This is a genomic window from Streptomyces sp. M92, assembly GCF_028473745.1.
In the GTDB taxonomy this organism is placed as follows: domain Bacteria; phylum Actinomycetota; class Actinomycetes; order Streptomycetales; family Streptomycetaceae; genus Streptomyces.
In genome coordinates, this window is sequence record NZ_CP101137.1 from 5116582 (window position 1) to 5140213 (window position 23632).

Consider the following 23632-nt stretch of genomic DNA (forward strand, 5'->3'; position numbering starts at 1 on the left):
CCGCGTACCCAGCGAGCGGGACTCAAGGCATGGGCGCGAGGGAACGGACGCGGTCGTCTCAGGTGACGGACTCCCCGTCGTGCACGCCGCCCTGACAGCGTTTCGTGAAGGATCCCGTCCCCGACTGGTCGACCGAGACGACGATGAGTCCGCCGCCCTGGATGCACTCGGTCGCCGTCACGTCGGCCGGGAGGTGCGCGGCGGAGGACCCGGAGGCCTCGGCGGGAGCCGCGCAGAGCACCGGCACGGTCAGGGCCGTGACCACGGCCCACAGGGACTTTCGCATCAGTGGGACTCCTTCTCGCCGGTGCCCTACCAGCGTCACCGGGCGCGCTGCGGTCCGCCACTTCAGACGCGCGCACGAGGGAGGGCCCCGACCGGTCGCGCCGGCCGGGGCCCTGCCTGTGCTGAGCGGGTGAGGGCGTCAGTCCGCCGTGTGCGTCACCCGCACCGGCTCGAACGAGACGCGGGTGCGGCCGCCGCCGTCCGCCCAGACCACCTCGACCTCCCGCTCGCCGGGCACGACCTCCGTGACGGCGTCCGCCAGCGGGCCGGGCCCCGGTTCGCCGGTGAGCGCGGCCAGGCAGACGTGCAGGGTGGTGCCGCCCGCCTCGCCGGACAGCCGGGGCAGCTCGACCCACTGCGTGTACGCGGTGCCCTGCGGGGCGCGGACGGCCTCGGGCTCGGGGCTCCAGCCGTGCAGTCCGTGCAGCGCCGAGACCAGGGGTTCCTCGGGACCGGTGGCCCACCCGGTGTGCGTCAGGCGCGCGCCGGACGGCGCTCCGGTCACCCGGTGCACCCGCAGCTCGTACGGCCCCTTGCCCACGGTCACGCTCTCCACCCGCAGCCCCGGCACCATCGGGGGGCCGCCGGCGAACACCGGCCGGTGCCAGGACGCCGCCCAGCCCCAGCCCTCGCCCTGCCCCGCGCCGAGCGGGTGGACGCGGCGCCGCACACTGCCGCGGCCGTTCACCTGGACCGAGAGGTGGTTGTCCGCGGCGTTCGTGACGGCGGTGGGGCCGGTCCGGGTCGAGTACGCCTGCCGGCCGTAGTGCGGGTCGTCCTCGGCGGCCACCTCTCCCTCGTGCGGCCGGACGTGGTCGCTGCCGTGGTTGTGCAGCCGTACGATCCCGTCGGCGCGCGTCGCCTGGACCAGCAGCCCGGGTGCCGGCAGGGCGAGCACGCGGTCCGCCTCCTCCACCGGGGCCGGCTCCTCGGTGGCGGTCCACAGCGGGTGGCCGGCGGGGGCCAGGAGCGACACGAACGCCTTCGACGCCCAGTACGGGGAGGCCGGCCCCGAGTACGGCTGGAGGGTGGCCTCGTGGGGGCCGTGCCAGCCGAGGCTCAGCAGCCCGTCGTCGGTCAGCGCGCCGCGCTCCAGGAAGTACCGCAGGTTGCCGCTCACCAGCCGCCGCGAGGCGCCCGGCGACAGCGGCGTGTGCCCGGTGACCGCGCCCAGCCCCACGGCCGCGGAGGCCGCGAAGCGGTAGGCGAGCGAACGGCCGAAGTGCAGCGGCGCCCCGTCCCCGCCGAACATCAGCGCGTAGCCGTCGAGGTGCGTGCGCAGCCGTTCCCCGTAGCGGGCGGCTACCGGCCCGGTGTCGCCGGCCAGGTGGGCGTCGAGCACCGGGTACAGGTGCAGCGCCCAGCTGTTGTAGTGGTCGAAGGCGCGTCCGTCGCCGTCGGCGTACCAGCCGTCGCCCTGGTACCAGCCCTCCATCAGCTCCAGCGCCCGCTGCCGGGCCGCCGCCGTCTCCCGGTCCCCGCGGCCGACCGACTCCAGGAACCCGGCCACCGTGTACGGGAACAGGTACCAGTTGTTCGGCGCCGGCACGTGCCTGAGCGCCCCGCGCAGCCACTCCTCCACCCGGTCCCGCACCCCGGCGTCCAGGTTCTTCCACAGCCAGGGCGCGGTCAGCCGCAGCCCGAGCGCGACCGACGCCGACTCGACCATCGGCTGACCCTGCACGTCGTGGTCGAGGATCAGCGGCCAGGACTCGGTGTCCTCGCGGCCGGGTGTGCGGGTGCCCGAGTCGAGGCCGCTCGCGTAGCGGTCCAGCCAGCCGTGCGGGTCGTCGCCGCCGGCGCCGGCGACCCGGAAGGCCGCCGCGAGGAACGTCCGCGCGAAACCCTCCAGTCCGTCGGAGCGCACGCCCGAGCGCGACGGGCGCCCCGGCAGGTCCAGCAGGGCGCGGCCGGGGGTGCTCCAGCGCCACGCGGCCCACAGCAGCCCGTCCGCGACGGCTTCCCAGTGGGCCCGGGTGTACCCGGTGTACGGGCTCGGCGCACGGTCCTCGGTGGGCAGTTCGAACGGGATGCTCATGCCAGGAACGCCAGCCTTTCGCGTCGTACGGGATGGAGGAAGCCGGCCCCCGACGCCCAGTGGGTGGTCTCGGCGAGGGCGAGGTCGGCCAGGCGGCGCCACTCGTTGCCCTCTGAGCCGGCGAGGTGCGGGGTGATCAGCGCGTTGTCGCACTCCCACAGCGGATGGTCCGGCGGCAGTACCTCGGGGTCGGTGACGTCCAGCACCGCCCGGACACGGCCCGCCAGGACGGCGTCGGTGAGCGCGTCCTGGTCGACGACCGCGCCCCGCGAGGTGTTGATGAGCACCGCGTCGGGCCGCATCGCGTCGATCAGGGACCGGCCGACCAGGCCCCGGGTGGTCGGCAGCAGCGGTGTGTGCACGCTGACGGTGTCGCAGCGCGCGAACAGCTCCGGCAGCGCGACGAGTTCGACGCCGAGTCCGGCGGCGTCCGCGTCGCTCACGTACGGGTCGTGCAGGAGGACGTCCACGTCGTGCGGGCGCAGCAGCTCGACGACGCGGCGGCCGATCAGCGACGCCGACAGGATGCCGACCGTGCGCCGGTAGTTGCCGACGCCGCGCGGGGTGCGCAGCCAGTTGCCGCGCTCCCGGGACACCCGGTAGTCGCGGGCCCGCTCCAGCACCCGCTTGCCGGTGAGCAGGATCATGGAGAGCGTGTACTCCGCCACCGGCAGCGCGTTGGCGGCGGCGGCCGAGGAGACCTCGATCCCCCGCTCCCAGCACGCCTCGGTGACGTGTCCGCGGACGCTGCCCGCCGTGTGCACCACGGCCCGCAGCCGGGGCGCGGCCCGCAGCACGTCCTCGTCCAGCCGCGGGCAGCCCCAGCCGGTGACCAGCAGGTCCACGTCGGCCAGCACGGAGGCGGCCCGCGGCGTGGACAGGTCGTCGAGGACCGGGAACGGCGCGAGGTCGCAGACCCGGCGGAAGGCGGCGAGGGACTGCGGGTCGAGGACGGCCGAGGCGGCGTCCCGGGACATGGCCACGGCGGCACGGGGCCGGAATCCGGGACCGGGGGAGTGCGTTGTCACTTGACGGCTCCGGCGGTCAGCCCGCTCCGCCAGAAGCGCTGGAGCAGGACGAAGGCGAGGATGAGCGGCAGTACGGCGAGCAGTGAGCCCATGATCACCACGGGGTAGTACTCCGGCGACACGGACGCCGCGCTGTTCCACTGGTACAGGCCGAGACTGACGGGATACAGGTCCTGGTCGGACAGCATCACCATGGGCAGGAAGAAGTTGTTCCAGATCGCGGTCAGCTGGAAGAGGAAGACGGTGATCAGACCGGGCCCGAGCATCCTGAGCGCCACCCGGGCGTACGTGGTCAGCTCGCCCGCCCCGTCCACGCGCGCCGCCTCCAGCACCTCGTCGGGCACGTAGCCCCGCGCGAAGATGCGGCCGAGGTAGACGCCGAACGGGTTGAACAGCACCGGGATGAACACCGCCCAGAAGGTGTTGACCAGGCCGGTCTCGGACGCCATCAGGTACAGCGGCAGCGCGAGCACCGTCTGCGGCACCATGACCGCCGCCAGCACCAGACCGAACAGCTTCTCCTTGTGCCGGAAGCTGTACTTGTCGAAGGCGTAGCCGCAGGCCACGCTGATCAGCGCGCCGACGGCCGCGCCCACCACCGCGTACAGCAGGCTGTTGACGTACCAGCGGCCGTACAGCCCGCCGTCCATGGCGAACAGGTCCCGCATGTTCTGGAGGAAGGAGAAGTCGCTCAGGGACAGCAGGTCGCTGCTGAAGAGCGCGTCCCGGGTCTTGGTGGCGGCGAGCACCAGCCACAGCACCGGCAGCAGCGTGTAGAGGACGGAGATCGCCACGACCGCGTTGACCGTCGCGCGGCCCAGCAGTCCCGGGCGGAGCAGGGAGCTGTCGGTGGCGCTCATCGGGCCTCCTCCGTGACGTCGGCGCGGCTGGTGAAGCGGGTGACGCCGTAGGACAGGGCGATGGTGCAGACGAGCAGGACCACCGAGGCGGCCGCGGCGAGACTGTAGTTGTTGCGGGTGAAGGCCGCGTCGTAGATGTACATGCTGGGCGAGAACCGGGAGCTGATCATCGGGGAGGACTGGCTGAGCAGCATCGGCTCGGTGAAGAGCTGGAGCGCCCAGATCAGCGTGAAGATCGAGACCATCACGATCGAGGCGCGCACCAGCGGCGTCTTCACCTGGAGCGCGGTGCGCACCGGCCCCGCGCCGTCCACCACGGACGCTTCGATCACCTCGCGCGGCACGGCCTGCAACGCGGCGTAGAAGACCACCATGTTGTAGCCGAGGTTGCTCCACAGCGCGATGTTCACGATGGACGGGATCACCGTGTGGACGCCGAGGAAGTCGATGGTGATGTCGCCCTGGGCGAGCAGCTCGATCACCGGGCTGATGCCGGGTGTGTACAGGTACAGCCAGATCAGCGCCGCGATGATGCCGGGCACGGCGTGCGGCAGGAACAGGCCGAGCTGGGCGAAGGCGCGCAGCCGGACCACGCCGGAGTCCAGCAGCAGGGCGAGGGCGAGCGCGCCGACGACCATGAGCGGGATGTAGATGAGGCAGTACAGGGCGACCGTGCCGAGCCCGCCGAGGAAGGTCGGGTCGGTGAGCACGGCCGCGTAGGAGCGCAGCCCCACGAAGATCCGGCGTTCGGGGCCGAAGCCCAGGCCGGGCTGGTCGTCGCTGAAGAAGCTCAGATAGACGGCCGTGCCGACGGGGATCAGGAAGACGGTGACCAGCAGGGCGAAGAACGGCGTCATCAGGACGCCGGCGGCGGTCAGTTGCCGGCGCTTGGCCGCTCTGCGGGCGCTCGGTCCGGACGCGGAGGGCGCCGGGGCACCGGCGGGGGAGGCGCCGGCCGGCACCCGGGTGCGGGTGGTCGTGGTCATGGGGTGTCACCTGCCTTTCGTCGGCTCAGGTGCTGTGCTGGGTGGTGGACAGGCCGAGGGCCTTGAGGTCGGGCATGGTGCCCTCCTGGGCGGTGCGCAGCGACTCGACGAGGGAGCCCTGGCCGCCGCTGACGCGGGCGAAGGAGTCCTGCATGACCTTCTGGGTGGCGCTCATCCGCGGCCCCCACAGCCACTGCTCGCCGATCTTCTCGGCCTCCCGCTCGAACAGGGTGTAGATGTCCTGACCGCCGTAGTACGACCGGTCGAAGGCGTCGCGGCCCACGGAGACCAGGCCGGGGGCGGCCGGGTACTGGCTGCTGGCACCGCTGGACAGCCGGGCCCGCAGGGCGTCGGGGTGGGAGACCTGCCACTCGATGAACTCCATGGCGGCCTCGGGGTGTTCGCTGTCCGCGGTGACGGCGAACGTGGAGCCGCCGTGCGTGCCGGCGGCGGGGCCGGCGGTGTCCCACTGCGGCATCGGGGCGATCCGCCACTGGCCCTTCTGCCCCGGCCGCGCGTTCATCTGCGCGCCCGCGTCCCAGGCGCCGCTGAGCCGGGTCAGGACCAGGCCGTTCGCGATCTGCGCGTCGGACTGGCGGCTCTCGACGGCGTTCATGAAGACGTCGTCCCGGTCGATCAGGCCCTGCCAGTACTCGGCGACCCGCCGGGAGGGCGCGTCGGCGAGGGAGACGTTCCAGGCACCCTTGGAGGTGTCGAACCACTGGGCGCCCGCCTGCCAGGCGTAGCAGGCGAACTGCGTCATCCCGTCGGTGGGGAACAGCACCAGCCTGCGGTCGGGTGCCCGGCGGCGCACGGTCGCGGCCTGCTCGGCGAACTCGTCCCAGGTGCGGGCGGGCCGGAGTCCGTAGCGGTCGAAGAGGTCGGCGCGGTAGTGCATGACCATGGGCTCGACGTCCAGCGGCACGCTGAACACCCGGCCCTCGAAGGTGGTCAGCCCGAGCGACTGCGGCAGCAGTTTGCGGCGCAGGCCGTCGCCGACCAGATCGGTGATGTCACGGGCGACGCCGTCGATGGCGTACCCGGGCACCTGCGGATACTCGATGGTGGCGACGTCGGGCGCGTTGCCCGCGCGGGCGGCGTTGCTGAGCTTGGCGTAGCCGCCCTGCCCGCCGGACGGGATCTGGTTGAACTCCACCTGGATGCTGCGGTGGGTGCGGTTGAACTCGTCGACCACCTCCTGACTGCCGCGCAGGGCGGACCAGAAGGTGATGCGCGTGGCGCCGCCCGTGCGGGCCGACGATGCGCCGTTCCCCCCGCTGCAGGCGCTCACGGCTCCTGTCAGGGGTACGGCGGCCATCGCGGCGAGCACGGAGCGACGGCTGGGTCGTCCGGGCATGGCGCCTCCCGCGGCTCCTGCGGGCCGGCGTGGGTGCGGGCCCGACTGTTCGGGACACGGGAATCCTGAAGCCTTCGGCACAAACGGTCAATAGATCGATCAGAAGAAAATAAAACGTTCAAACGCTCACTCTTTGGCGGCGGTCGAACCGCGCACCATCAGCCGGGGCAGCAGTTCCACCCGGCTCGTGGGCCCGGGCACGCTCTCCCGCAGACGCCGGAGCAGCAGCTCGGCGGCGACCCGGCCGACCTCGGCGCGGGGCGGCGCCACGGCGGTCAGCGGCGGAGTGGCCAGCCCCGCGACCACGTCGTCGTACGCCACGACCGAGCAGTCCCGCGGCACCCGCACGCCCTCGGCCGCCAGCCGCTGCACGATCATCAACGCGTCCACGTCGCCGTGGAGCACGACCGCGCTCGCCCCCGTCCTGCGCAGCAGCACCGGCAGTTCGGCCGTCTCGTCCGCCGAGTACGGGCCCTCCGGCCCCGACTCAGGCGTGCTCAGCGCCCACGCCCACTCCTCCACCAGCGGGTGCGCGGCGGCGATCTCGGCCAGCGCGGACCGCAGCGTACGGGCGGTCGGACTGTCGTCCCGGGTCGCGAACACGATGCGCCGGTGCCCGAGCCCCACCAGGTGCTCCACCGCGAGGTGTGCGCCGTACCAGTGGTCCGAGCACACCGAGTCCAGCACGTGCGGCGCGCTGCCGCGCCGTGGCCGGCGCTCCATGAGGACCGTCGGCACCTCCAGCGCCGACAGCCAGGCGTGGTCCGTCTCCTCGACGGCCAGGCTGTTCCACCGGGGTGCGAGCAGCAGGCCCCGGGCGCCGTCCGCGAGGGCCCGCTCGACCAGCGGGTGCTCCGCGCCCGCCGCCTGCGGCGCGATGTGCAGCGCCAGGCGCACCCCGGCCTCCTCCAGTACCGTGCGCGCCCCGTGCAGCGTCTCGGTCAGGTACGAGTGCCGCTCCGGCACCACCACGGCCACCCGGTCCCCGCCGGCGGCCTCCCTGGCCGGCGCCTCCTGCGCGGGCAGCGTCGACCGGACCACGCCGTGCCCCCGGCGCAGCCTGCCCTCGCGCGTCAGCTCCTCCACGTCACGGCGCACCGTCACCACGGAGACCTGCAACTCGTCGGCGAGATCGCGCACCCGCGCGGTACCCCGCGCCTGGACCGCCGCCAGAATCCGCTGGCGCCTGAGATCGACCGGCTCCCGCATCAGGCCTCCCACCCCCGTGATGTTCGTTTGAGCGATTCCGGGTCATCATAGCGATCGCTCAAGGCGGGGTGCCCGTGCTCACCGGGGCGGTGCTACGGCTCCGGGGCCGCGAGGAGCGGCCCCAGCGGGCCCAGATCCAGGTTCAGGTCGCCGCGGTTGAGACCGTGCTGGGCGCACAGGTCGTCCATCCGCTCGTCGAGCAGCATCAGCGCCGTACCGAGCCGCTCCTCCTGCTCCCCGCTCAGCGTCCCCTCGTCGAAGCGGCGCACGGCCTGGCGCTCCATCAGCTGGCGCAACAGTTCCACGACGGTGAGGACCAGAGCCGCCAGGTCATCGCTGACCCGCTCCGGGTCCAGGTCGACGGAGTGGGCCCGGGGCGCGCTCACAGCGGCCCGCTGTCCGGCCAGGGGGCGGGCACCCGTTCGTTCACCGACGACAGCAGCGCGTGCAGCGAGATCCGCACCAGCGGCACGTCGGCGACGGCCAGCACCAGGTCCCCGCTGACGACGACACCGGTGGCCAGCACCCGGTCCAGGAGGTCGACCAGTGGTACGCCCACCGGCGCGTACGGCTCGGGCCCGCCCCATGGCACGGGTGCGGGGCCGGGCGTACGGGTGTCCGGGCCGATCACGCGCCCACCACCTGCGGTGCGCGCGCCGGGTCCACGTCCCAGCGGGCGAACGAGTACGGGATCCAGGGGCCCGACGCGCCGACCTCCACGGCCGTGAACCGCCCGTCGGCGGTGAGCCGGGACAGCGCGCGGGTGAAGGCGTCCGACTCCGCGTTCTCCACCAGGTATGCGGCATTGAGCACCTGCGGGGAGCGCCGGCCGGTGAGCCGCTCGCTCTGCGGCCGGTGGCGGGTCGCGGCGACGGCGTACCGCCTCAGTTCCGCGTCCACGGCCTCCGCCTCGGCCTGTGCCCTGGCATGCCCGTCGCGCCGGTCGCGGCGCCTCGCGCTGGCCCGGCTGAGGTAGTCACGCCCGCCGGCGCCGCGGTGGCGATGAGCACCGGAACCGGCTGCGGGCTCCGCCGGTCCCTCGACGGCGTGCACCTTCACCGCCCACTCCGTGCGGTCCCCAAGACGGTCGAGCAGCGCGTCCAGCGCCGCCTCCCGGCCGGCCACGGCCTGCTCCGCGCTCCGGTCCCCGCGGTACAGGGTCGCCATCGGCAGCGGTACGACCGGGCCGCCGGCGGCGGCAACCTCCACGCCCCGGTGATGGGCGCGGGCGCAGCGCTCCAGGTCACCGGGCCGGTTCAGGCGCTCGGCCAGCGCCTCCTCGTCGAACAGTGCGGCCGGGACGTCCTGCACGACCAGGCACAGACCGCCCGCGCGCAGGACGCGCAGCGGGCCGCCCTCCTCGTGCCCGGTCGCCGCGGCCAGCCGGGCGCCGTCCGGCGCGGTGCGGGTGACGGCGAAGGCGCACACGAGGTCCGGGTCCGCCGGTCCGGCGGGGTACTCGCTCACCGTGCGACCTCCGTCGTCTCGTTCTCGGCGCTCTGGCCCGGGGCTTCCTCCAAGGCGTCCTCCAGGGCGTCGAGCCGGGCCCGCAACCGCGCGTTCTCCTCGGCGAGCGCGTCCCGCGCGGCCCGGGAGGACAGCGCCGGGTCGGTCTCCCACCAGTCGATGCCCGCCTTCTTCGCGGTGTCCACCGAGGCGATGAACAGGCGCAGGCGGATGGTGAGCAGTTCGATGTCCAACAGGTCGATCTTGATGTCACCGGCGATGACGATGCCCTTGTCGAGGACCCGTTCGAGGAGGTCGGCGAGGTTGCCGGTGACGGGTGCGTAGGGCTGGGTGTCCGGGGCCGCGTAGCGGTGGTCGAGATCCGTCACCGCGTACTCCCCGAGGGGTCAGCGGCGGGGGCGGGCACGTTCGGGCTCCTCGTACTCGTCGTCCTCATCGTCGTCTTGGTACTCGTCTTCGTCCTCATCTTCGTACTCGTCGTCACGAGCGTCGTCGTCGTACTCACCTTCCTCCTCCAGCGCCTCCTCGTGGCTCCGGACTACCTCGCCGTCGCGGATCTCGCCGCGCCAGCCCTCGACCTCCTCGTCGTCGCCCGTCAGGGTCACGTGCCGGGCGAAGTGCTTGAGGTCCAGGCGCAGTCGGCGTCCCTGGGCACGCCAGAGGTTGCCGGTCTTCTCGAAGAAGCCCGCCGGGTAGTACTCCACGACCACGACGACCCGGGTCAGCCGGGGTGCCAGTTCGTGGAAGGTGACCACCCCGTTGGTACTGCCCTTGGCACCCTCGGAGGTCCAGACGATTCGCTGGTCGGGAATCTGCTCCTGGACGGTCGCCTTCCAACTGCGGGTCGAGAACGCGATCTTGGCGGTCCAGTCCGACGTCACCTCGTCGTGGGAGCTGACACTCTGGACGCCCTTGGTGAAGCCGCTGAAGTCCTGGAGCCGCGTCCACTGGTCGTAGACGGTGCGCAGGGGGACGCCGATGTCGACGCTCTCCATGATGTGCGTGGCCTTGACGCTGCCACCACTGCTCCCGGAGCCGCTTCCACCGCCGGAACCACCGCCGTCGGCGGAGGCGGTCAGGCGCTCCGTCAGCCCACCGATCCGTTCCCCCGCCTTGCCGACGAGGCTGTGCCCCGTGGCGGAGAGGTAACCGCCGAGCGCTTCCTTGAGGTCGCCGAGGGGCGACGGCCCGCCGTCGCCCTGCCGGTCGGGGCTCATCCGAGCTCACCTCCGCGCCGCCCCGGGTTCGCGGTCCGCTTCGCCGGGGCGGTCTTCTTGGCGGCCGTCTTCTTCGCGGTCTTCGCGGGAGGCGCGGTCTTGCGCACAGGCGCCTTCTTGGCCGCTTTCCGGGGCGGCGCGGCCCTCCGGGCCTCCGCCCGGTCCTCGTCGTCGAAGTAGGCGTCCTCGTCCGGACCACCCTCGTCCTCGTAAACGTCGTAGTCCTCGTGGTCCGCGTCGTAGCCGTCGTCCTTCCGGCCCGCGCCCGTGAGTGCGTCGGTGCGGTCGCGGAGGTTGTCCGCGAGGCCGGTGAGGGTGCGGTTCGCCGCGGCGGTGGCGGCCGTGCGTCCGGCGGTCAGCAGTTCGCCGCGCAACTGGTCCGTCAGTTCCTGGAGTTGTGGATTGCGCTGGAGACCGGACATGCCCTGGGAAAGAATCTGCCCGGGGGAGAGGCCGATGCGCCGGCCCATGAGGTAGGAACCGACCGCGAGGGCGAGTTTGGCCTTCCTCGTTCGGCCCATGAGATAGCCGCCGGCCACGGCCGCCGCCAGCGCCGCCTTGCTGTCGTTCATGCGTGCCTTCTCTGCGCTCGATGGGTGGTGGTGCGGCCGCTCGGCCGGGCCCGGCGTTCGAGGAGGGCGAGCAGACGCTCCTCCTCCCGCTCGAACGCCGCCTCGTCGAGGGCGCCCTCGTCCAGCGCCCGGTTGAGCGCGGCCAGGCGCGCCTGGACGACGCGCGGGTCGTGGGCCTGGCGCCGGGCCTCCTGGAGCAGGTGGTCGGCGATCCACGCCGTGCCGCGCACCGGGGCGAGGGGCAGCAGCAGGAGGCCGCTCACGATGCCCACCGCGTCACCGCCTGGCCTGTGCGGGACCCGGGTCGACGAAGCTGTAGCACGGCAGGGGCCCGGTCAGGCTGAGCGCCAGCCGGTCGCCGTGGTCGCGTGCCAGGGCGTCCACCTCCTGACGGAAGCGTCGCTCGTCGGCCGAGCGCAGCAGGAACGAGACGCTCAGCACCTGCTCGTCGTCGGTGCGGCCCGGTACGGTGCGGACCGCGAGCGGGGTCAGGCGGTCGAGCGCCTCCCGTGCCGCCCGGCGTGCCTCGCGGCGGACACTCTTGGCGATCGCCTCGCCCAGCCGGACGTTGGCCTCGTAGTCCGGACGGCGCCGGGTGCGCAGGGCCAGGGACCGCAGTCCCTCGTCCCGGCGGACCAGCTCGGCGAAGTGACCGGGCACGACCGTCCCCTTGACGTTGAGTTCGACGCACCCGCGCACCTCGTCGAGCTGCCGCGACAGGTGGGCGGCGTCCGCCCGCAGCTGGGAGAGCAGCGCGTCGGGCCGGGGACTGAGAACGGCGAAGCGCATGGGCAGCAGCGGCCCCTGGGCGGCCAGTTCGTCCAGTACGGCCTGGTGCGCCAGCAGGTCCCGGCGCCGGGGCCGGAGCCGCAGGGGCGCCGGCGACACCGCGGCGCACAGGCCCGAGCCGGTCAGCAGCCGCACTGTGACGCCGTCGACGCCCGGGGAACGGGGGGCCCGGACCCCCGCGGGGGTGATGCCGTAGACGTACAGGGCCTTGCGGTCGGTGGCGGCCCCGGCGGTGGCCGGGTTTCCGGCGGCGGTCGGGGTTCGGGTGGTGCTCGTGGTTGTGGTGGTGGCTGGCGCGGTCATTCGTCCTCCGTCTCCGTGCGCCGGCGGGGGCGGCTGCGCGGGCGGTCGTCCTCGTCGCGGGGGCGTGCGGCCGGCCGGCGGCGAGGCCGCTCGGCGCTGCTCCGGCCGCGCTCCGCGTACTCCCGTTCCGGAGCGCGGGAGCGGGTGTCCTCCGCCGCCGCCTCCTCCTCGGGCGTGAGGACGTCGCGCACCTTGTCGGTCAGGGAGCGGGCCGTCCGCTTGGCGCCGGCCCGGCCTATCGTCTTGGCGACCGGGGAGCCGAACATCTCGGGCACGGTCTTGGAGCGCACGTCGTGCTCCAGGTCCAGCCGGTTGCAGGCCTCGGCGAACCGCAGATACGTGTCGACGCTCGCGACGACGATGCGGGCGTCCACCTTGAGGATCTCGATGCCGACCAGCGAGACGCGGACGAAGACGTCGATCACCATGCCGCGGTCGAGGATCAGTTCCAGGACGTCGTAGAGGGTGCCGGCGCGGGGCGCGCAGACGACTTCGTCGTCGTAGGCGATCATGCGGTGGTCCTTCCGGGGACGGGCCTCACGGCGGTCACTGGTCCTGGGCACCGCGCCGGTAGCGGGCGACCCTGCGGTACTGGAGCAGGTCGCCGGCCGGGTCCAGCTCGACCTCGTAGGTGGCGAGGAGGCTGGTGGTGTCGGGGATGCGTGCCACCTCCAGCACGTCCACGTTGACGATCCAGCCGTCGTCCTCGCTACGGCACACCGCCGAGACCCCCTCGACGCGGTGCCTGATCAGCTCGGCCAGGGCGTCCGCGGCGCGTTCGGCGGCGCCCCGGGCGCCCCGCACGGAACGCTCGCGCGTGGTCGTGGAAGTCGTGCCGCGCCGCCGCTCGCCAGGTTCTGTCATGCTGCCCACTCTGGCCGCGGGCCCCGGCCGGCGCGTGCGCAGTTACCCCATCCGGGGCTGCGAGGGGGCCGGGCGCGGCGTGACGCCCGTGGTGCTCAGGCGCCCGGCGCGGGGTTGGGCGCGCGCCGGCAGTGCAGGAAGAGGTGGGGTTCCGGCCGGGCCTCGGGGTGGGCCGGCGTGAACATCGACGCCTCCTGCGCCAGCACCTCCAGGCCGGCCTCCTCGGCCACGGCGGTCAGGGCCTGTGCGGTGAAGCTGGTCACCCGCACCGGCTGGCCCATGAAGGTGGCGTCGACCCCCTCGACGTCCAGCGGCACCGTGGCCAGGACCAGGTGACCCCCCGGCTTCAGCGCCCGCACCAGTCGCCGGACGAGGTCCGCCTGCTCCCGCCGGTCGAGCTGGAGCAGCGAGAAGTACACGCAGACCGCGTCGAACGAGGCGTCCGGGAGCCGTACCTCCCGGATGTCCGCGCACTGGAAGGTGGCGGCCGGCACCTGACGCCGCGCCAGTTCCACCATGACGGGGGAGACGTCGACGCCCAGGACGTCGTGGCCGGCGCCGGCCAGGATCTCGGCGGTGGGCCGGCCCGTGCCGCTGCCCACGTCCAGCACCCGGCTGCCCGGCGCGAGGTGTGCGAGCAGCCACTCCAGGGAGCGCCGGTGTGTCTTCGACCCGGCGAAGGCCTTCTCGTAGTCGGCGCCCAGCGCGTCGAACGCGGCGGCGGCCTGCGGCCGTTGCTGCTCGTCGGTCACGACGTTCCCTTCGGTGGGGCGGGCCGGTGCCGCAGGCATCGTTCCACCGGCGCACGGCCGCCGACAAGGGCCCCTACGGGTGACCGGCCGGCCACGCCGCCCCGCCCTGCCGGCCGCCGGCGTCCGCCGTCCCGTTCTGCCCTACCGGTCGTCGTCATCCGGTGCCGTCCCCGGCTCCGCCATCCTCCGGTGCACGGCCGCCTTGACGCGGTCCGGCAGCACCTTGTCCGCCACGCCCTGCGCCTTCGTCTTCGCCGAACCCGTGACCAGCTTCCCCCGGCCCTTCATGACGGCGTCGTACGCCTGCCGCGCGACCTGCGCCGGATCGTCCTTGTCCATGGTGCCGACCTTGGTGTCCGTCATGCCGGCCCGCCGGAAGAAGTCGGTCTCCGTGGGTCCGGGCATGAAGGAGGTGACCGTGACGCCGGTGCCCGCGACCTCCTCCTGCAACGCCTGGGCGAAGGACTGCACGAACGACTTCGACGCGTTGTACACCGACTGGAACGAACCCGGCATCGTCGCGGCGACCGACGACGTGAACATCAGCCGTCCCACACCGCGTTCCACCATGTCCCGCAGCAAGGGCTTGGCGAGCCGCACGGTCGACGTCACGTTGAGGTCGATGACGGACTGGTCGTCGGCGGGGTCGGTGTCGACGAACGCGCCGCCCCGCCCCACCCCGGCGTTGAGGGCGGCCACGTCCACCGCGAGCCCGGTCAGCGCGGCGACCAGCCGGTCCACGCCCTCCGCGGTCCGGAGGTCCGCACGCACGGCCCGCACCTCGGCGCCGGTCGCGCGCAGCCGCTGTGCGGCGTGTTCCAGCCGGTCGTCCTCGGCGTTGACCACGAGGTCGTGACCGTGCTCGGCGAACAGTCCGGCCAGTTCGTACCCGATGCCGCTGGACGCCCCGGTGACCAGGGCGAGCGGCCTGCCGCCCGCCATGCTTCCCCCGTTCACCGCAGAGCCTGGTAGACCGAGGCCGTGGTGAAGCCGTACACGAGGTGCGGCACCAGGTCCGACACCCACGAGACCCGGTCCCACGACGTCGGGTCGGTCACCCCGAGCAGCGACGCCGGCACGTCGCTGCCCGCCATGGCGGCCACGCCGAGCAGCGGGCCGGCCACCCAGTCCGGCAGCGGGCCGCTCCGGCGCCGCAGCAGCCCGTAGGCGGCGCCGACGCCGAGGCCGGTGACGTATCCGAGGAGGGCCCCGGCGGCCTGCTCGCGGTTGGTCCTGGTCTCCTCGTCGCCCAGGTCGACGCCGGCCCGGTCGACGAGCAGGTCCGCCACCTGCGCGGGCACGTCGCTGGACCCCCGGCCGCGCAGCAGCATGTCGCCGTACGTGGTGAGGTTCAGCGCGATGGTCCCCGCCGCTCCGGCGACGAGGCCTTTGGTCACTGACATGCGGGGGCTCCCTCGGCGTGGGCGCTGGCGCGCGCGGACGGTAGCTGCGCGCCCCGGGTTCCCCGAACCCAGGTGCCTAACAGAGCCGACCGCGCCCCCGGCCCCGGCGGCGCGGTCACTCCGGGCGGGGAAGAGCCCCCTCCAGGGCGAGGTCCACCAACCCCCGCACGAGCGCGTCGTCCAGCGGCGCCCCGCTGAGCAGCACGCGGACGAACAGCGGACCGCTGACGGCCTCGACCAGCAGACCGGCGTCGGTGTCCGCGGCCAGTTCGCCCCGCTCCACGCCCCGCCTGACCATCACCACCGCGCGGTCCAGACGCTCGCTCCAGTAGGGGCCGCGCCGGTCCTGGAGGGTGTCGTCGTGCTCGACGCTCAGCCGCAGCAGCGCCCGGCCCTGCGCGGTGTCCAGCAGCCGGGCCAGCGAGGAGAAGAAGGCCAGCAGGTCGTCCCGGACGCGCCCGGTGTCCGGGACCGGCAGGGCGGAGTCCAGTTCCGTGGTCAGCGCGTCCAGGATCAGGTTCTCCCGTGTGCCCCAGCGGCGGTAGACGGAGGTCTCGTGCACCCCCGCCGCCCGGGCGACGGCGCCGACGGTCGCGCCCGCCAGCCCCCGCGTGGACAGCAGGTCCACGGCGGCGGTGAGCACCGCCCGCCGCATCCGCTCCCCCCGGCGGCGCAGGGGAGGGGCGGCGGGTTCGGGAGACGTCATGCGGCCCAGCCTAAAGCAGGCCGACCTGCGTTGAGTGGCTGACGCAAGTCGACTTGCACTGGGTGTACGGTTAACGCAAGTCGACCTGCGATGGACCGCCCGAGGCCGTCCGTTGGACCGCCGGGGGCCGTCCGGGGTCGCCACCGCACCGAGGAGGTCCCGTCATGGCGCAGATGCTCGCCGCCCGCCTGCACGTCCCGAGCCGCACCCTGCGGCTGGAAGAGGTGCCCCGCCCGCAACCCGGCCCCGGGGAGGTGCTGGTCAAGGTCGAGGCGGCCGGGGTGTGCCTGTCCGACGCGCACCTCATCGACGGCACGCTCACCCCGCTGCTCCTCCAGGGCGACACGGTCACCCTCGGCCACGAGGTCTCCGGCACCGTCGCCGAGGTCGGCCCGGGCGTCACCGCCTGGTCGCCGGGGGAGCGGGTGGTGCTGTACGCCGGTGAGGTGCGCGACGGCGTCACGTACACCCGCGGCGTCGACTACGACGGCGGCTGGGCCGAGTACGCGCTGTCGGCCGAGACCGCCCTGACCCCGCTGCCCGACGCCATCCCCTTCGAGCAGGGCGCGATCATCCCCGACGCCGTGTCCACGCCCTGGGGCGCGATCACCGAGACCGGCGCCGTCCGTCCCGCCGAGGCGGTCGGCGTGTGGGGTGTCGGCGGCCTCGGCGTGCACGCCGTACAGCTCCTGCGCGCGATCGGCGCCTGCCCGGTCGTCGCCGTCGACCCGAGCCCCGTCGCCCGTGAACGCGCCCTCGCGGCCGGTGCCGACCTCGCCCTGGACTCCGCCGACCCGGAGCTGCGCCAGGCCGTGCGCGCGGTGACCGGCGGGGCCGGGCTCGCCGCCGCCTTCGACTTCGCCGGCGTGCCGCCCGTACGCGAGCAGGCGCTGTCCGTGCTCGCGCCCAAGGGACGGCTCGTCCTGGTGGGGCTGACCGACAAGCCGCTCACCGTCACGGACGGGACCCGCTTCAGCTACCTCCAGCAGCGCATCCTCGGGCACTACGGCTCCGACATGCCGGTCGCGCTGCCGCAGCTCCTGCGGATGATCCAGGGCGGCCGGCTGGACTTCTCCGGGTCCATCAGCGGCGTACTGCCGCTGACCGAGGCCGCCGAGGCCGTCGCACGGCTGGAGAAGAAGGAGGGCGACCCGATCCGGCTGATCCTGCGTCCGTGAGGTGCGGGATCGGGTCTCTGAGGTGCGGGATCGGGTCTCTGAGGTGCTCGATCGCGTATGTGAAGTGAGGGATCGCTGAGAATTCCCGGGACGGCTGAACGCTCCGGCCCCCGGCTCCGTATGGAGCCGGGGGCATTTCATGTCCGAGTCCGCCACGACACAGGAGCACGTCTTGGGACACAACAGGCGCAGACGCCCGACCGGGGCGCGGCGCGCGACCTTCGGAGCATTCGCGCTCATTCTGGGAGGCGGCGGCCTGGTGGCCGTCAACGTGTTCGCCTCCGCGACCGAGGCCGGCGACACCGCTGTTCCCCTGGGCAGTTCCGGAGTGGCGGCCACCATCGACTGCCCCGACCTGAGCGAGCGGCTGACGGCGGTGCCGGAGCCGGCGCGGCCGGAGGTCGACACCGAGCTCGCCCGGCTCGACCAGCAGATCGCCACCGCCTACGGCCAACTCCAGGAAGCGGCCCGCACCGCCGACGACGGCGAGCTCGACGAGGCCGCCGTCCTCGACCCGCTGGAGAAGGAGCGGGCCGCGACGATCGAGCGCATCGTCGCCGCCGTCGACAAGGCCGGTGACCGCCCCGAGGGCCTGGAGACCGAGGCGGAGTGCACCCTGCGCCGCATCGAGGCGGCGCCGACGCAGGCGGCGAGCGGCAGCCCGGACCAGGAGCGCGGGCAGCAGGACGGCGGGGGCGAGGAAGCCGGTGACGGCGGGGACGGGCGGGACGGCGGCGAGCAGCAGCCGCCCGGCAACGGCGGACAGGCGGGCAACGGTCCCGTCGCGGCGGACTACGCCGACATCAAGTCGATCCAGCCGAACGTCGTCGAGGCACCGCGCCAGCGCGACGCCTCCGACGGCTCCTTCTCCACCAGTTGCGGAGTCAACGCCGAAGGCCTGTTCAACTCGGACAACCTGATCGCCGCACCCGGCGTCGGCAACGGCGCCCACCACTTCCACGACTACGTCGGCAACCAGGACAACGACGCCTTCTCCAGCGACGAGGACCTGGCCGCCGCCGACACCAGCTGCGCCGACCAGGGCGACAAGTCCTCGTACTACTGGCCCGTGCTCCGCCTCCAGAACGGCACCGTCGAACAGGACGCCCAGTCGCCCGGCGGCGGCATCGAGGGCAACGCCGGCGAGATCGTCACGCCGGCCGCGGTCACGCTGACCTTCGAGGGCAACGAGCAGGGCGAGGTCACGGAGATGCCGCGGCTGCTGCGCATCATCACCGGCGACGCGAAGGCGTTCGTCAACGGCGACGCGAACGCCAACGCCTCCTGGAGCTGCACCGGCTTCGAGGACCGGCAGCTGAAGGACAAGTACCCGCTCTGCCCCGCGGGCAGCGACGTGGTGCGCACCTTCACCTTCCAGAGCTGCTGGGACGGCCGCAACATCGACAGCGCCAACCACCGCACCCACGTGGCCTTCGCCGCCGCGGACGGGAGCTGCCCGGACGGGTTCCGGCCCATTCCCCGCCTGGTGCAGCGGGTCGTGTACGACGTGGACGCGCCGAGCCTCCAGGACGGGGGGAGGACGGTTCCGCTGTTCGCCGTGGACTCGTTCCCCGAGCAGCTGCACAAGCCGGTGACGGACCACAGCGACTTCATCAACGTCTTCGACGAGGACCTGATGCGGGAGATGGTCGACTGCATCAACGCCGGCCGCGAGTGCGGTGCGGGCGCGCCCCCGGACCCGGAACAGGACGGGGGTCAGGACGGAGGTCAGGGCGAGCACCCGCAGGAGCAGCCCACCGAGGAGCCCGGTGCCTCCGCGCCCCCGGCCGAGCGGACCGCCACGGCTCCGGCGCCCGCGGACCCGGGACAGGGCGAGCACGACGACGGCCGGCCCGCCCCTCCGGTTGAGGAGAACGGCGGTGAGGGCAACGGAAGTCAGGACACCGGAGGCCAGGACACCGGAGGCCAGGACACCGGAGGTCAGGACAATGACGCCCCGCGGACCGAAGCCCCGCAGGCCGGCGCCACCTCCCCGAGCGCCGAGCCCCGGGCGGCCACGACATCCGCCGGCACCGCGGACGACCGCGACGACGCCGCAGCCGCACCCCGGGGGACCCAGGGCGCGGGCGGCAGAGGCGACGGCGGTGACGACGTGGCCCCGGGTTCCGCGACCGAGCCCCAGGCGGCCCAGGGCGGACTCGCCGAGACCGGGTCAGGCATGGGGCTGTGGCCCGCGGCCGTCGGCGGCGTCCTCTTCGCCGGGGGCTGCGTACTGCTGTTCCGCTCGCGCAAGCGCGCGCTGTGAACCCCGCGTGACGCCATGACTCGGACGTCGGGTGGGCGGGACGCCGGCCCCGCCCACCCGACGTGCCGACCGAACCGAACCCGCCACCGCCCGACGGGAACTGGCGCATTTCAACTATTGCCATTCCGTTTCCCCGGGCGCAGCCTGGTCTCCGAACCGGTTCTGGGAGCGCTCCCACTGGCGCTCTCACCACTTACCCGCCCACACCGTCCCCCCACGAGAGAAGGACGTCATGGCTTGTCATGATCACGTCATTCAGGGTCGCGCCGGGAGAGCCCGCCGGGCCGCGACCCTCGCCCTCGGCGCCCTGACCGCCGCGCTTCTCGCCCTGATCCCCTGGAGCGGCACCGCCGTCGCCCACGGTTCGGTCGTCGACCCCGCCTCCCGCAACTACGGCTGCTGGCTGCGCTGGGGCGGCGACTTCCAGAACCCCGCCATGGCCCAGGAAGACCCCATGTGCTGGCAGGCCTGGCAGGACAACCCCAACGCCATGTGGAACTGGAACGGCCTGTACCGCAACGGCTCCGGCGGCAACTTCGAGGCAGTCGTCCCCGACGGCCAGCTGTGCAGCGGCGGCCGCACCGAGGGCGGGCGCTACAACTCCCTGGACACCGTCGGCGCCTGGAAGACCACCGCGGTCGCGGACGACTTCACCGTCAAGCTGTACGACCAGGCCAGCCACGGCGCCGACTACTTCAAGGTCTACGTCTCCCGGCAGGGCTTCGACCCCACCACGCAGGCCCTCGGCTGGGACGACCTCCAGCTGCTCACCACCACGGGCCGCTACGCCCCCAGCCAGAACTACGAGATCCCGGTGAGCACCTCGGGCCTGAGCGGCCGGCACGTCGTCTACACGATCTGGCAGGCGTCGCACATGGACCAGACGTACTTCCTGTGCAGCGACGTCGACTTCGGCTGATTCGCGCCATCCCGTCCCCCCACCCCCGCCGGGCGCACCGCGCCCGGCGGGGACACCGGTCGGTGTGACAGTCCCGCCGAAGTGCGCCGAGGCCGCCGCGGGCTGAGGTATACGTCCCCTCATGGACCCGACGGACTACTACGACCTCGGCACCCACGGCCGCCCCGTGACGACCTCGTCGCCCGAGGCCCAGCGCTGGTTCGACCGCGGGCTGGTGTGGACGTACGCCTTCCACCACGAGGAGGCGGTCTCCTGCTTCGAGGCCGCCGCCGCGGCCGACCCGGACTGTGCCATGGCCCACTGGGGCATCGCCTACGCCCTCGGCCCGAACTACAACAAGCCGTGGGAGGCCTTCGACGCGGAGGAGCTGACCCGGACCGTCGACCGCACCCACGTCGCCGTCGAACGCGCCCACGAGAGGGCGACCCTGGCCGCCACCCCGGTCGAACGCGCCCTGATCGGCGCCCTGCGCGCCCGCTACCCGCAGTCCCGGGCCGTCGAGGACTGCTCGGTGTGGAACGCGCCGTACGCCGAGAGCATGCGGGCCGTCCACGCACTCGCCCCGGACGACCTCGACGTGGCCACCCTCTTCGCCGACGCGCTGATGAACCTGACGCCCTGGCAGCTGTGGGACCTGCGCACCGGGCGTCCGGCCGAGGGGGCCCGGACCCTGGAGGCGAAGGACGTCCTCGACCGGGCCCTGGCCACCGAGGGCGGGCGCGCGCACCCCGGCGTGCTGCACCTCTACATCCACCTGATGGAGATGTCCGCCACCCCGGAGGCGGCCCTCACCGTCGCCGACCGGCTGCGCGGACTGGTCCCCGACGCCGGACACCTCCACCACATGCCCTCCCACCTGGAGGTGCTGTGCGGCGACTACCGGCGTGTGGTGTCGGACAACGCCGCGGCGATCGCCGCCGACGAGAAGTACCGCGCCCGGGCCGGCGCGATGAACTTCTACACCCTCTACCGTGCGCACAACCACCACTTCAGGATCTACGGCGCGATGTTCCTCGGCCAGTACGAGACCGCCCTGGACGCCGCAGCGCGGCTGGAGGCGTCCGTCCCCGAGGAACTGCTGCGCGTCGAGAGCCCGCCCATGGCCGACTGGCTGGAGGGCTTCCTCGCCATGCGGGTGCACGTCCTGATCCGCTTCGGCCGCTGGGCGGACATCCTCGGGCTGCCGCTGCCCACGGACCCGCGCCTGTACTGCGTGACGACCGCGATGCTCCACTACGCCCGCGGGATCGCCCTCTCGGCGACCGGCAGGGTCGACGAGGCGGAGGCCGAACGGGCGCGCTTCCGCGAGGCCGTCGCCCGGGTGCCCGGGACGCGCACCCTGTTCAACAACACCTGCGCCGACATCCTCGCCATCGCCGCCGCCATGCTCGACGGCGAACTGGAGTACCGCAAGGGCGACCACGCCGCCGCCTTCGCCGCCCTGGAGCGGTCGGTCGAACTGGACGACAACCTTCCCTACGACGAACCGTGGGGCTGGATGCAACCCACCCGGCACGCCTACGGCGCCCTGCTCCTGGAACAGGGCCGCGTCGAGGAGGCCGAGGCGGTCTACCGGGCGGACCTCGGTCTGGACGACACCCTTCCGCGCGCCCTGCGGCACCCCGGCAACGTCTGGTCCCTGCACGGACTCCACGAGTGCCTGGAGCGGCTGGGCAAGGAGGGGGAGGCGCGGATCGTGGCGCAGCAGCTCGGGCTCGCCGCGGCACTGGCGGACGTCCCGGTCGGCGCCTCCTGCTTCTGCCGCCTCGGCACGGCCCCGGACACCGACGGTACCGGCGCCTGCTGCGGCCCGGAGCGCTGACCGCCCTCCTGAGAGATCAGGCCGGTCGCTGTCCGCGTCCCCGAGTCGTTCGCCTCCCGCGCCGCTGCCGCGCCCGGCAGGGCTGTGCGGAAGTGGTGGCGGGGCCACCGGAGCCGGTGAGCGCGCCGGCCGGTCTATACGATGTCGCCTCGGACAAGGGACTGCGGCGGAAGGAGGCGGACCGTGACGGATCACCGGCGTCCGCGGCGGCGAGGCCAGGGCGAGCTGGAGGCACTGGTGCTGTCGGCGCTGCGCGAGGCGGACGGCCCGGCGACGGCCGGCTGGGTGCAGGAGCACCTGGGCGGCGACCTCGCGTACACCACGGTGATCACGATTCTCACCCGCCTGCTGGAGAAGGGCGCGGTCGACCGTGAGCGCGTCGGCCGGTCCTTCGCCTGGACGGCCGCCTCGGACCAGGCGGGCCTGGCCGCCCGCAAGATGCGCAAGGTCCTGGACTCCGAGAGCGACCGTTCGGCGGTGCTGGCCAGCTTCGTGACCGGACTCGACGCGGACGACGAGCGGCTGCTGCGCACGCTGCTGGGACACACACCCGACGCGGGGGACGGCTGACACCGCATGGGGGTCTTCGTCTTCCTGCCGCTGGTCCTGCCGCTGACCGCGTGGCCGATCGCCCGGCTGGCCGAACAGCATCTGCATCCGCGGACCGCCACCAGACTGCTCACCGCGGTGGCCGCGGTGATGGCCCTGTGCAGCACGGTGTGCCTGGCCCTGGTGATGGTGGTCGGTACCGCCCAGCTGCCGGGCAACCCCCTGCCCGACGGCTGGTCCGATCCCGAGGTGCGGGCGGCGGTGCCGTACGACGAGGTCGTGGGCAAGGCGGCGATCCCCGCGCTGTGCGCCGTGGTGGCGGCCTCGGCGCGGGCCCTGTGGCGGCACGGCAGGGTGCGCCGCCGCGCCCACCGGGCCCTGGCCGGGCTGCCCGGCACCGGGGTGGCCGTGCTGCCGGACGACGTGCCCTACGCGTACGCGCTGCCCGGCGGACGCCGGGACCGGGTGGTGGTGAGCACGGCTCTGCTCGACCGCCTCGAACCGGCCGAGCGCCGCGCGCTGTTCGCCCACGAGCGGGCCCACCTGGCCGCCCGCCACCACCGCTTCCTGCTCGCCGTCCGGCTCGCCGCGCTGGCCAACCCCTTCCTGCGGCCCCTGCGGACCGCCGTGGCCTACACGGCGGAGCGGTGGGCCGACGAGGCGGCCGCGCGGGTGGTCGGTGACCGCCGCGCGGTGGCGACGGCGATCGGCAAGGCGGCCCTCGTCTCCCGGGGCACCCCCGTCGCCACCCTCGCCGGGCTCGCGGCGCCCGGCCCGGTGCCGCGCCGGGTGGCGGCGCTGCTGGGGCCGGCTCCCGCGGTCCGCACCTGGCCCTCGCTGTTCACCTCGGTGGGCCTGGCGGCGTGGGCCGCGGCCGCCGGAACCGCCGTGTCGGCGATGTCGTCGGCGAACGCCGCCGTCACGATGTTCTTGATCCTGCGCGCTGCCACGCCTCTCTGAGCGACCTTCTTTTCCCGGAGAAGGCGCAGGTCACAGGCTCAGCCGCGACACACTTTCACTCGATCGGGTGAGCGGCCAATCCGGCGCCGGGCCGGCTCCGGA

General features: G+C 73.6%; 27 protein-coding genes. 6 read left to right on the plus strand and 21 right to left on the minus strand.

Annotated features, from left to right (window positions below; genetic code table 11):
- Positions 1-58: 58 nt before the first annotated feature.
- The 21 genes from M6G08_RS23000 to M6G08_RS23100 form a co-directional block, all read right to left on the minus strand.
- Entirely contained in the window at positions 59-286 is a 228-nt protein-coding gene (locus M6G08_RS23000) for a hypothetical protein (RefSeq protein WP_272589053.1), read from the minus strand.
- Between the two features lie 138 nt (positions 287-424).
- Positions 425-2323 carry a DUF2264 domain-containing protein gene (locus tag M6G08_RS23005; RefSeq protein WP_272589054.1) on the minus strand — a complete coding sequence of 633 codons (1899 nt, stop codon included), beginning with the start codon at positions 2321-2323 and terminating at the stop codon, positions 425-427.
- Entirely contained in the window at positions 2320-3351 is a 1032-nt protein-coding gene (locus M6G08_RS23010; protein WP_272589055.1) for a hydroxyacid dehydrogenase, read from the minus strand. The genes M6G08_RS23005 and M6G08_RS23010 overlap by 4 nt, the downstream gene beginning before the upstream one ends.
- Positions 3348-4211, minus strand: a complete 864-nt coding sequence (locus M6G08_RS23015; RefSeq protein WP_272589056.1) for a carbohydrate ABC transporter permease — start codon at positions 4209-4211, stop codon at positions 3348-3350. The genes M6G08_RS23010 and M6G08_RS23015 overlap by 4 nt, the downstream gene beginning before the upstream one ends.
- Positions 4208-5197, minus strand: coding sequence for a carbohydrate ABC transporter permease (locus M6G08_RS23020; protein WP_272589057.1), 990 nt, complete (start codon positions 5195-5197; stop codon positions 4208-4210). The genes M6G08_RS23015 and M6G08_RS23020 overlap by 4 nt, the downstream gene beginning before the upstream one ends.
- Before the next feature lie 25 nt (positions 5198-5222).
- Positions 5223-6554, minus strand: coding sequence for an ABC transporter substrate-binding protein (locus M6G08_RS23025; protein WP_272589058.1), 1332 nt, complete (start codon positions 6552-6554; stop codon positions 5223-5225).
- Positions 6555-6680: 126 nt separating this feature from the next.
- Entirely contained in the window at positions 6681-7763 is a 1083-nt protein-coding gene (locus M6G08_RS23030) for a substrate-binding domain-containing protein (RefSeq protein ID WP_272589059.1), read from the minus strand.
- A 92-nt stretch (positions 7764-7855) separates the two neighbouring features.
- Positions 7856-8149 (minus strand): gas vesicle protein K, encoded by a 294-nt coding sequence (gene gvpK / locus M6G08_RS23035; protein ID WP_272589060.1) that lies wholly within the window; start codon positions 8147-8149, stop codon positions 7856-7858.
- Positions 8146-8355 carry a gas vesicle protein gene (gene gvpJ / locus M6G08_RS23040; protein WP_003978205.1) on the minus strand — a complete coding sequence of 70 codons (210 nt, stop codon included), beginning with the start codon at positions 8353-8355 and terminating at the stop codon, positions 8146-8148. Before gvpJ (M6G08_RS23040) ends, gvpK begins: the two co-directional genes overlap by 4 nt.
- Before the next feature lie 35 nt (positions 8356-8390).
- On the minus strand, positions 8391-9230 hold the full coding sequence (locus M6G08_RS23045; protein ID WP_272589061.1) for a GvpL/GvpF family gas vesicle protein: 840 nt from the start codon (positions 9228-9230) through the stop codon (positions 8391-8393).
- Complete coding sequence (gvpJ, locus tag M6G08_RS23050; RefSeq protein WP_272589062.1) at positions 9227-9598, minus strand: gas vesicle protein; 372 nt, start codon at positions 9596-9598, stop codon at positions 9227-9229. The genes M6G08_RS23045 and gvpJ (M6G08_RS23050) overlap by 4 nt, the downstream gene beginning before the upstream one ends.
- Positions 9599-9616: 18 nt before the next feature.
- On the minus strand, positions 9617-10447 hold the full coding sequence (locus tag M6G08_RS23055) for an SRPBCC family protein (protein ID WP_272589063.1): 831 nt from the start codon (positions 10445-10447) through the stop codon (positions 9617-9619).
- The gene (locus M6G08_RS23060; protein WP_272589064.1) at positions 10444-11019 is read right to left on the minus strand and encodes a hypothetical protein; all 576 of its coding nucleotides are present in this window, start codon (positions 11017-11019) and stop codon (positions 10444-10446) included. Before M6G08_RS23060 ends, M6G08_RS23055 begins: the two co-directional genes overlap by 4 nt.
- Positions 11016-11291: a gas vesicle protein GvpG gene (locus tag M6G08_RS23065; protein ID WP_272589065.1), complete on the minus strand. Its 276-nt coding sequence runs from the start codon at positions 11289-11291 to the stop codon at positions 11016-11018. Before M6G08_RS23065 ends, M6G08_RS23060 begins: the two co-directional genes overlap by 4 nt.
- Before the next feature lie 4 nt (positions 11292-11295).
- On the minus strand, positions 11296-12111 hold the full coding sequence (locus M6G08_RS23070) for a GvpL/GvpF family gas vesicle protein (protein WP_272589066.1): 816 nt from the start codon (positions 12109-12111) through the stop codon (positions 11296-11298).
- The gene (gene gvpJ / locus M6G08_RS23075) at positions 12108-12623 is read right to left on the minus strand and encodes a gas vesicle structural protein GvpA (protein ID WP_272589067.1); all 516 of its coding nucleotides are present in this window, start codon (positions 12621-12623) and stop codon (positions 12108-12110) included. Before gvpJ (M6G08_RS23075) ends, M6G08_RS23070 begins: the two co-directional genes overlap by 4 nt.
- A gap of 34 nt (positions 12624-12657) precedes the next feature.
- Positions 12658-12975, minus strand: coding sequence for a gas vesicle protein GvpO (gene gvpO / locus M6G08_RS23080; RefSeq protein WP_272589068.1), 318 nt, complete (start codon positions 12973-12975; stop codon positions 12658-12660).
- A 95-nt stretch (positions 12976-13070) separates the two neighbouring features.
- A complete protein-coding gene (locus tag M6G08_RS23085; protein ID WP_272589069.1) occupies positions 13071-13766 on the minus strand; it encodes a class I SAM-dependent methyltransferase in 696 nt (231 codons plus the stop codon).
- Positions 13767-13868: 102 nt separating this feature from the next.
- Positions 13869-14669, minus strand: a complete 801-nt coding sequence (locus tag M6G08_RS23090; protein WP_272589070.1) for an SDR family NAD(P)-dependent oxidoreductase — start codon at positions 14667-14669, stop codon at positions 13869-13871.
- Positions 14670-14680: 11 nt separating this feature from the next.
- Positions 14681-15130 carry a hypothetical protein gene (locus M6G08_RS23095; protein ID WP_272589071.1) on the minus strand — a complete coding sequence of 150 codons (450 nt, stop codon included), beginning with the start codon at positions 15128-15130 and terminating at the stop codon, positions 14681-14683.
- 115 nt (positions 15131-15245) lie between these two features.
- Positions 15246-15836: a TetR/AcrR family transcriptional regulator gene (locus M6G08_RS23100; RefSeq protein WP_272589072.1), complete on the minus strand. Its 591-nt coding sequence runs from the start codon at positions 15834-15836 to the stop codon at positions 15246-15248.
- 164 nt (positions 15837-16000) lie between these two features.
- Between M6G08_RS23100 and M6G08_RS23105 the strand changes: the two genes are divergently transcribed.
- From M6G08_RS23105 to M6G08_RS23130, 6 genes are all read left to right on the plus strand, one after another.
- The gene (locus M6G08_RS23105; protein WP_272589073.1) at positions 16001-17014 is read left to right on the plus strand and encodes a zinc-binding dehydrogenase; all 1014 of its coding nucleotides are present in this window, start codon (positions 16001-16003) and stop codon (positions 17012-17014) included.
- A gap of 172 nt (positions 17015-17186) precedes the next feature.
- A complete protein-coding gene (locus M6G08_RS23110; RefSeq protein WP_272589074.1) occupies positions 17187-19280 on the plus strand; it encodes a DUF1996 domain-containing protein in 2094 nt (697 codons plus the stop codon).
- A 232-nt stretch (positions 19281-19512) separates the two neighbouring features.
- Positions 19513-20199 (plus strand): lytic polysaccharide monooxygenase auxiliary activity family 9 protein, encoded by a 687-nt coding sequence (locus tag M6G08_RS23115; protein WP_272589075.1) that lies wholly within the window; start codon positions 19513-19515, stop codon positions 20197-20199.
- A 121-nt stretch (positions 20200-20320) separates the two neighbouring features.
- Positions 20321-22021, plus strand: a complete 1701-nt coding sequence (locus M6G08_RS23120) for a tetratricopeptide repeat protein (protein ID WP_272589076.1) — start codon at positions 20321-20323, stop codon at positions 22019-22021.
- 141 nt (positions 22022-22162) lie between these two features.
- Positions 22163-22591 carry a BlaI/MecI/CopY family transcriptional regulator gene (locus tag M6G08_RS23125; RefSeq protein WP_079187541.1) on the plus strand — a complete coding sequence of 143 codons (429 nt, stop codon included), beginning with the start codon at positions 22163-22165 and terminating at the stop codon, positions 22589-22591.
- Positions 22592-22597: 6 nt separating this feature from the next.
- The gene (locus tag M6G08_RS23130) at positions 22598-23530 is read left to right on the plus strand and encodes a M56 family metallopeptidase (RefSeq protein ID WP_217251279.1); all 933 of its coding nucleotides are present in this window, start codon (positions 22598-22600) and stop codon (positions 23528-23530) included.
- Positions 23531-23632: the final 102 nt, after the last annotated feature.

What these genes read in the sequence shown, in the direction of transcription:
- M6G08_RS23000 (WP_272589053.1), bottom strand. Translation starts at nt 286, where the DNA reads ATGCGAAAGTCCCTGTGGGCCGTGGTCACGGCCCTGACCGTGCCGGTG.
- M6G08_RS23005 (WP_272589054.1), bottom strand. Translation starts at nt 2,323, where the DNA reads ATGAGCATCCCGTTCGAACTGCCCACCGAGGACCGTGCGCCGAGCCCG.
- M6G08_RS23015 (WP_272589056.1), bottom strand. Translation starts at nt 4,211, where the DNA reads ATGAGCGCCACCGACAGCTCCCTGCTCCGCCCGGGACTGCTGGGCCGC.
- M6G08_RS23020 (WP_272589057.1), bottom strand. Translation starts at nt 5,197, where the DNA reads ATGACCACGACCACCCGCACCCGGGTGCCGGCCGGCGCCTCCCCCGCC.
- M6G08_RS23025 (WP_272589058.1), bottom strand. Translation starts at nt 6,554, where the DNA reads ATGCCCGGACGACCCAGCCGTCGCTCCGTGCTCGCCGCGATGGCCGCC.
- M6G08_RS23030 (WP_272589059.1), bottom strand. Translation starts at nt 7,763, where the DNA reads ATGCGGGAGCCGGTCGATCTCAGGCGCCAGCGGATTCTGGCGGCGGTC.
- M6G08_RS23055 (WP_272589063.1), bottom strand. Translation starts at nt 10,447, where the DNA reads ATGAGCCCCGACCGGCAGGGCGACGGCGGGCCGTCGCCCCTCGGCGAC.
- M6G08_RS23060 (WP_272589064.1), bottom strand. Translation starts at nt 11,019, where the DNA reads ATGAACGACAGCAAGGCGGCGCTGGCGGCGGCCGTGGCCGGCGGCTAT.
- M6G08_RS23070 (WP_272589066.1), bottom strand. Translation starts at nt 12,111, where the DNA reads ATGACCGCGCCAGCCACCACCACAACCACGAGCACCACCCGAACCCCG.
- gvpJ (WP_272589067.1), bottom strand. Translation starts at nt 12,623, where the DNA reads ATGATCGCCTACGACGACGAAGTCGTCTGCGCGCCCCGCGCCGGCACC.
- gvpO (WP_272589068.1), bottom strand. Translation starts at nt 12,975, where the DNA reads ATGACAGAACCTGGCGAGCGGCGGCGCGGCACGACTTCCACGACCACG.
- M6G08_RS23085 (WP_272589069.1), bottom strand. Translation starts at nt 13,766, where the DNA reads ATGCCTGCGGCACCGGCCCGCCCCACCGAAGGGAACGTCGTGACCGAC.
- M6G08_RS23090 (WP_272589070.1), bottom strand. Translation starts at nt 14,669, where the DNA reads ATGGCGGGCGGCAGGCCGCTCGCCCTGGTCACCGGGGCGTCCAGCGGC.
- M6G08_RS23095 (WP_272589071.1), bottom strand. Translation starts at nt 15,130, where the DNA reads ATGTCAGTGACCAAAGGCCTCGTCGCCGGAGCGGCGGGGACCATCGCG.
- M6G08_RS23100 (WP_272589072.1), bottom strand. Translation starts at nt 15,836, where the DNA reads ATGACGTCTCCCGAACCCGCCGCCCCTCCCCTGCGCCGCCGGGGGGAG.
- M6G08_RS23105 (WP_272589073.1), top strand. Translation starts at nt 16,001, where the DNA reads ATGGCGCAGATGCTCGCCGCCCGCCTGCACGTCCCGAGCCGCACCCTG.
- M6G08_RS23115 (WP_272589075.1), top strand. Translation starts at nt 19,513, where the DNA reads ATGGCTTGTCATGATCACGTCATTCAGGGTCGCGCCGGGAGAGCCCGC.
- M6G08_RS23120 (WP_272589076.1), top strand. Translation starts at nt 20,321, where the DNA reads ATGGACCCGACGGACTACTACGACCTCGGCACCCACGGCCGCCCCGTG.
- M6G08_RS23125 (WP_079187541.1), top strand. Translation starts at nt 22,163, where the DNA reads ATGTCGCCTCGGACAAGGGACTGCGGCGGAAGGAGGCGGACCGTGACG.
- M6G08_RS23130 (WP_217251279.1), top strand. Translation starts at nt 22,598, where the DNA reads ATGGGGGTCTTCGTCTTCCTGCCGCTGGTCCTGCCGCTGACCGCGTGG.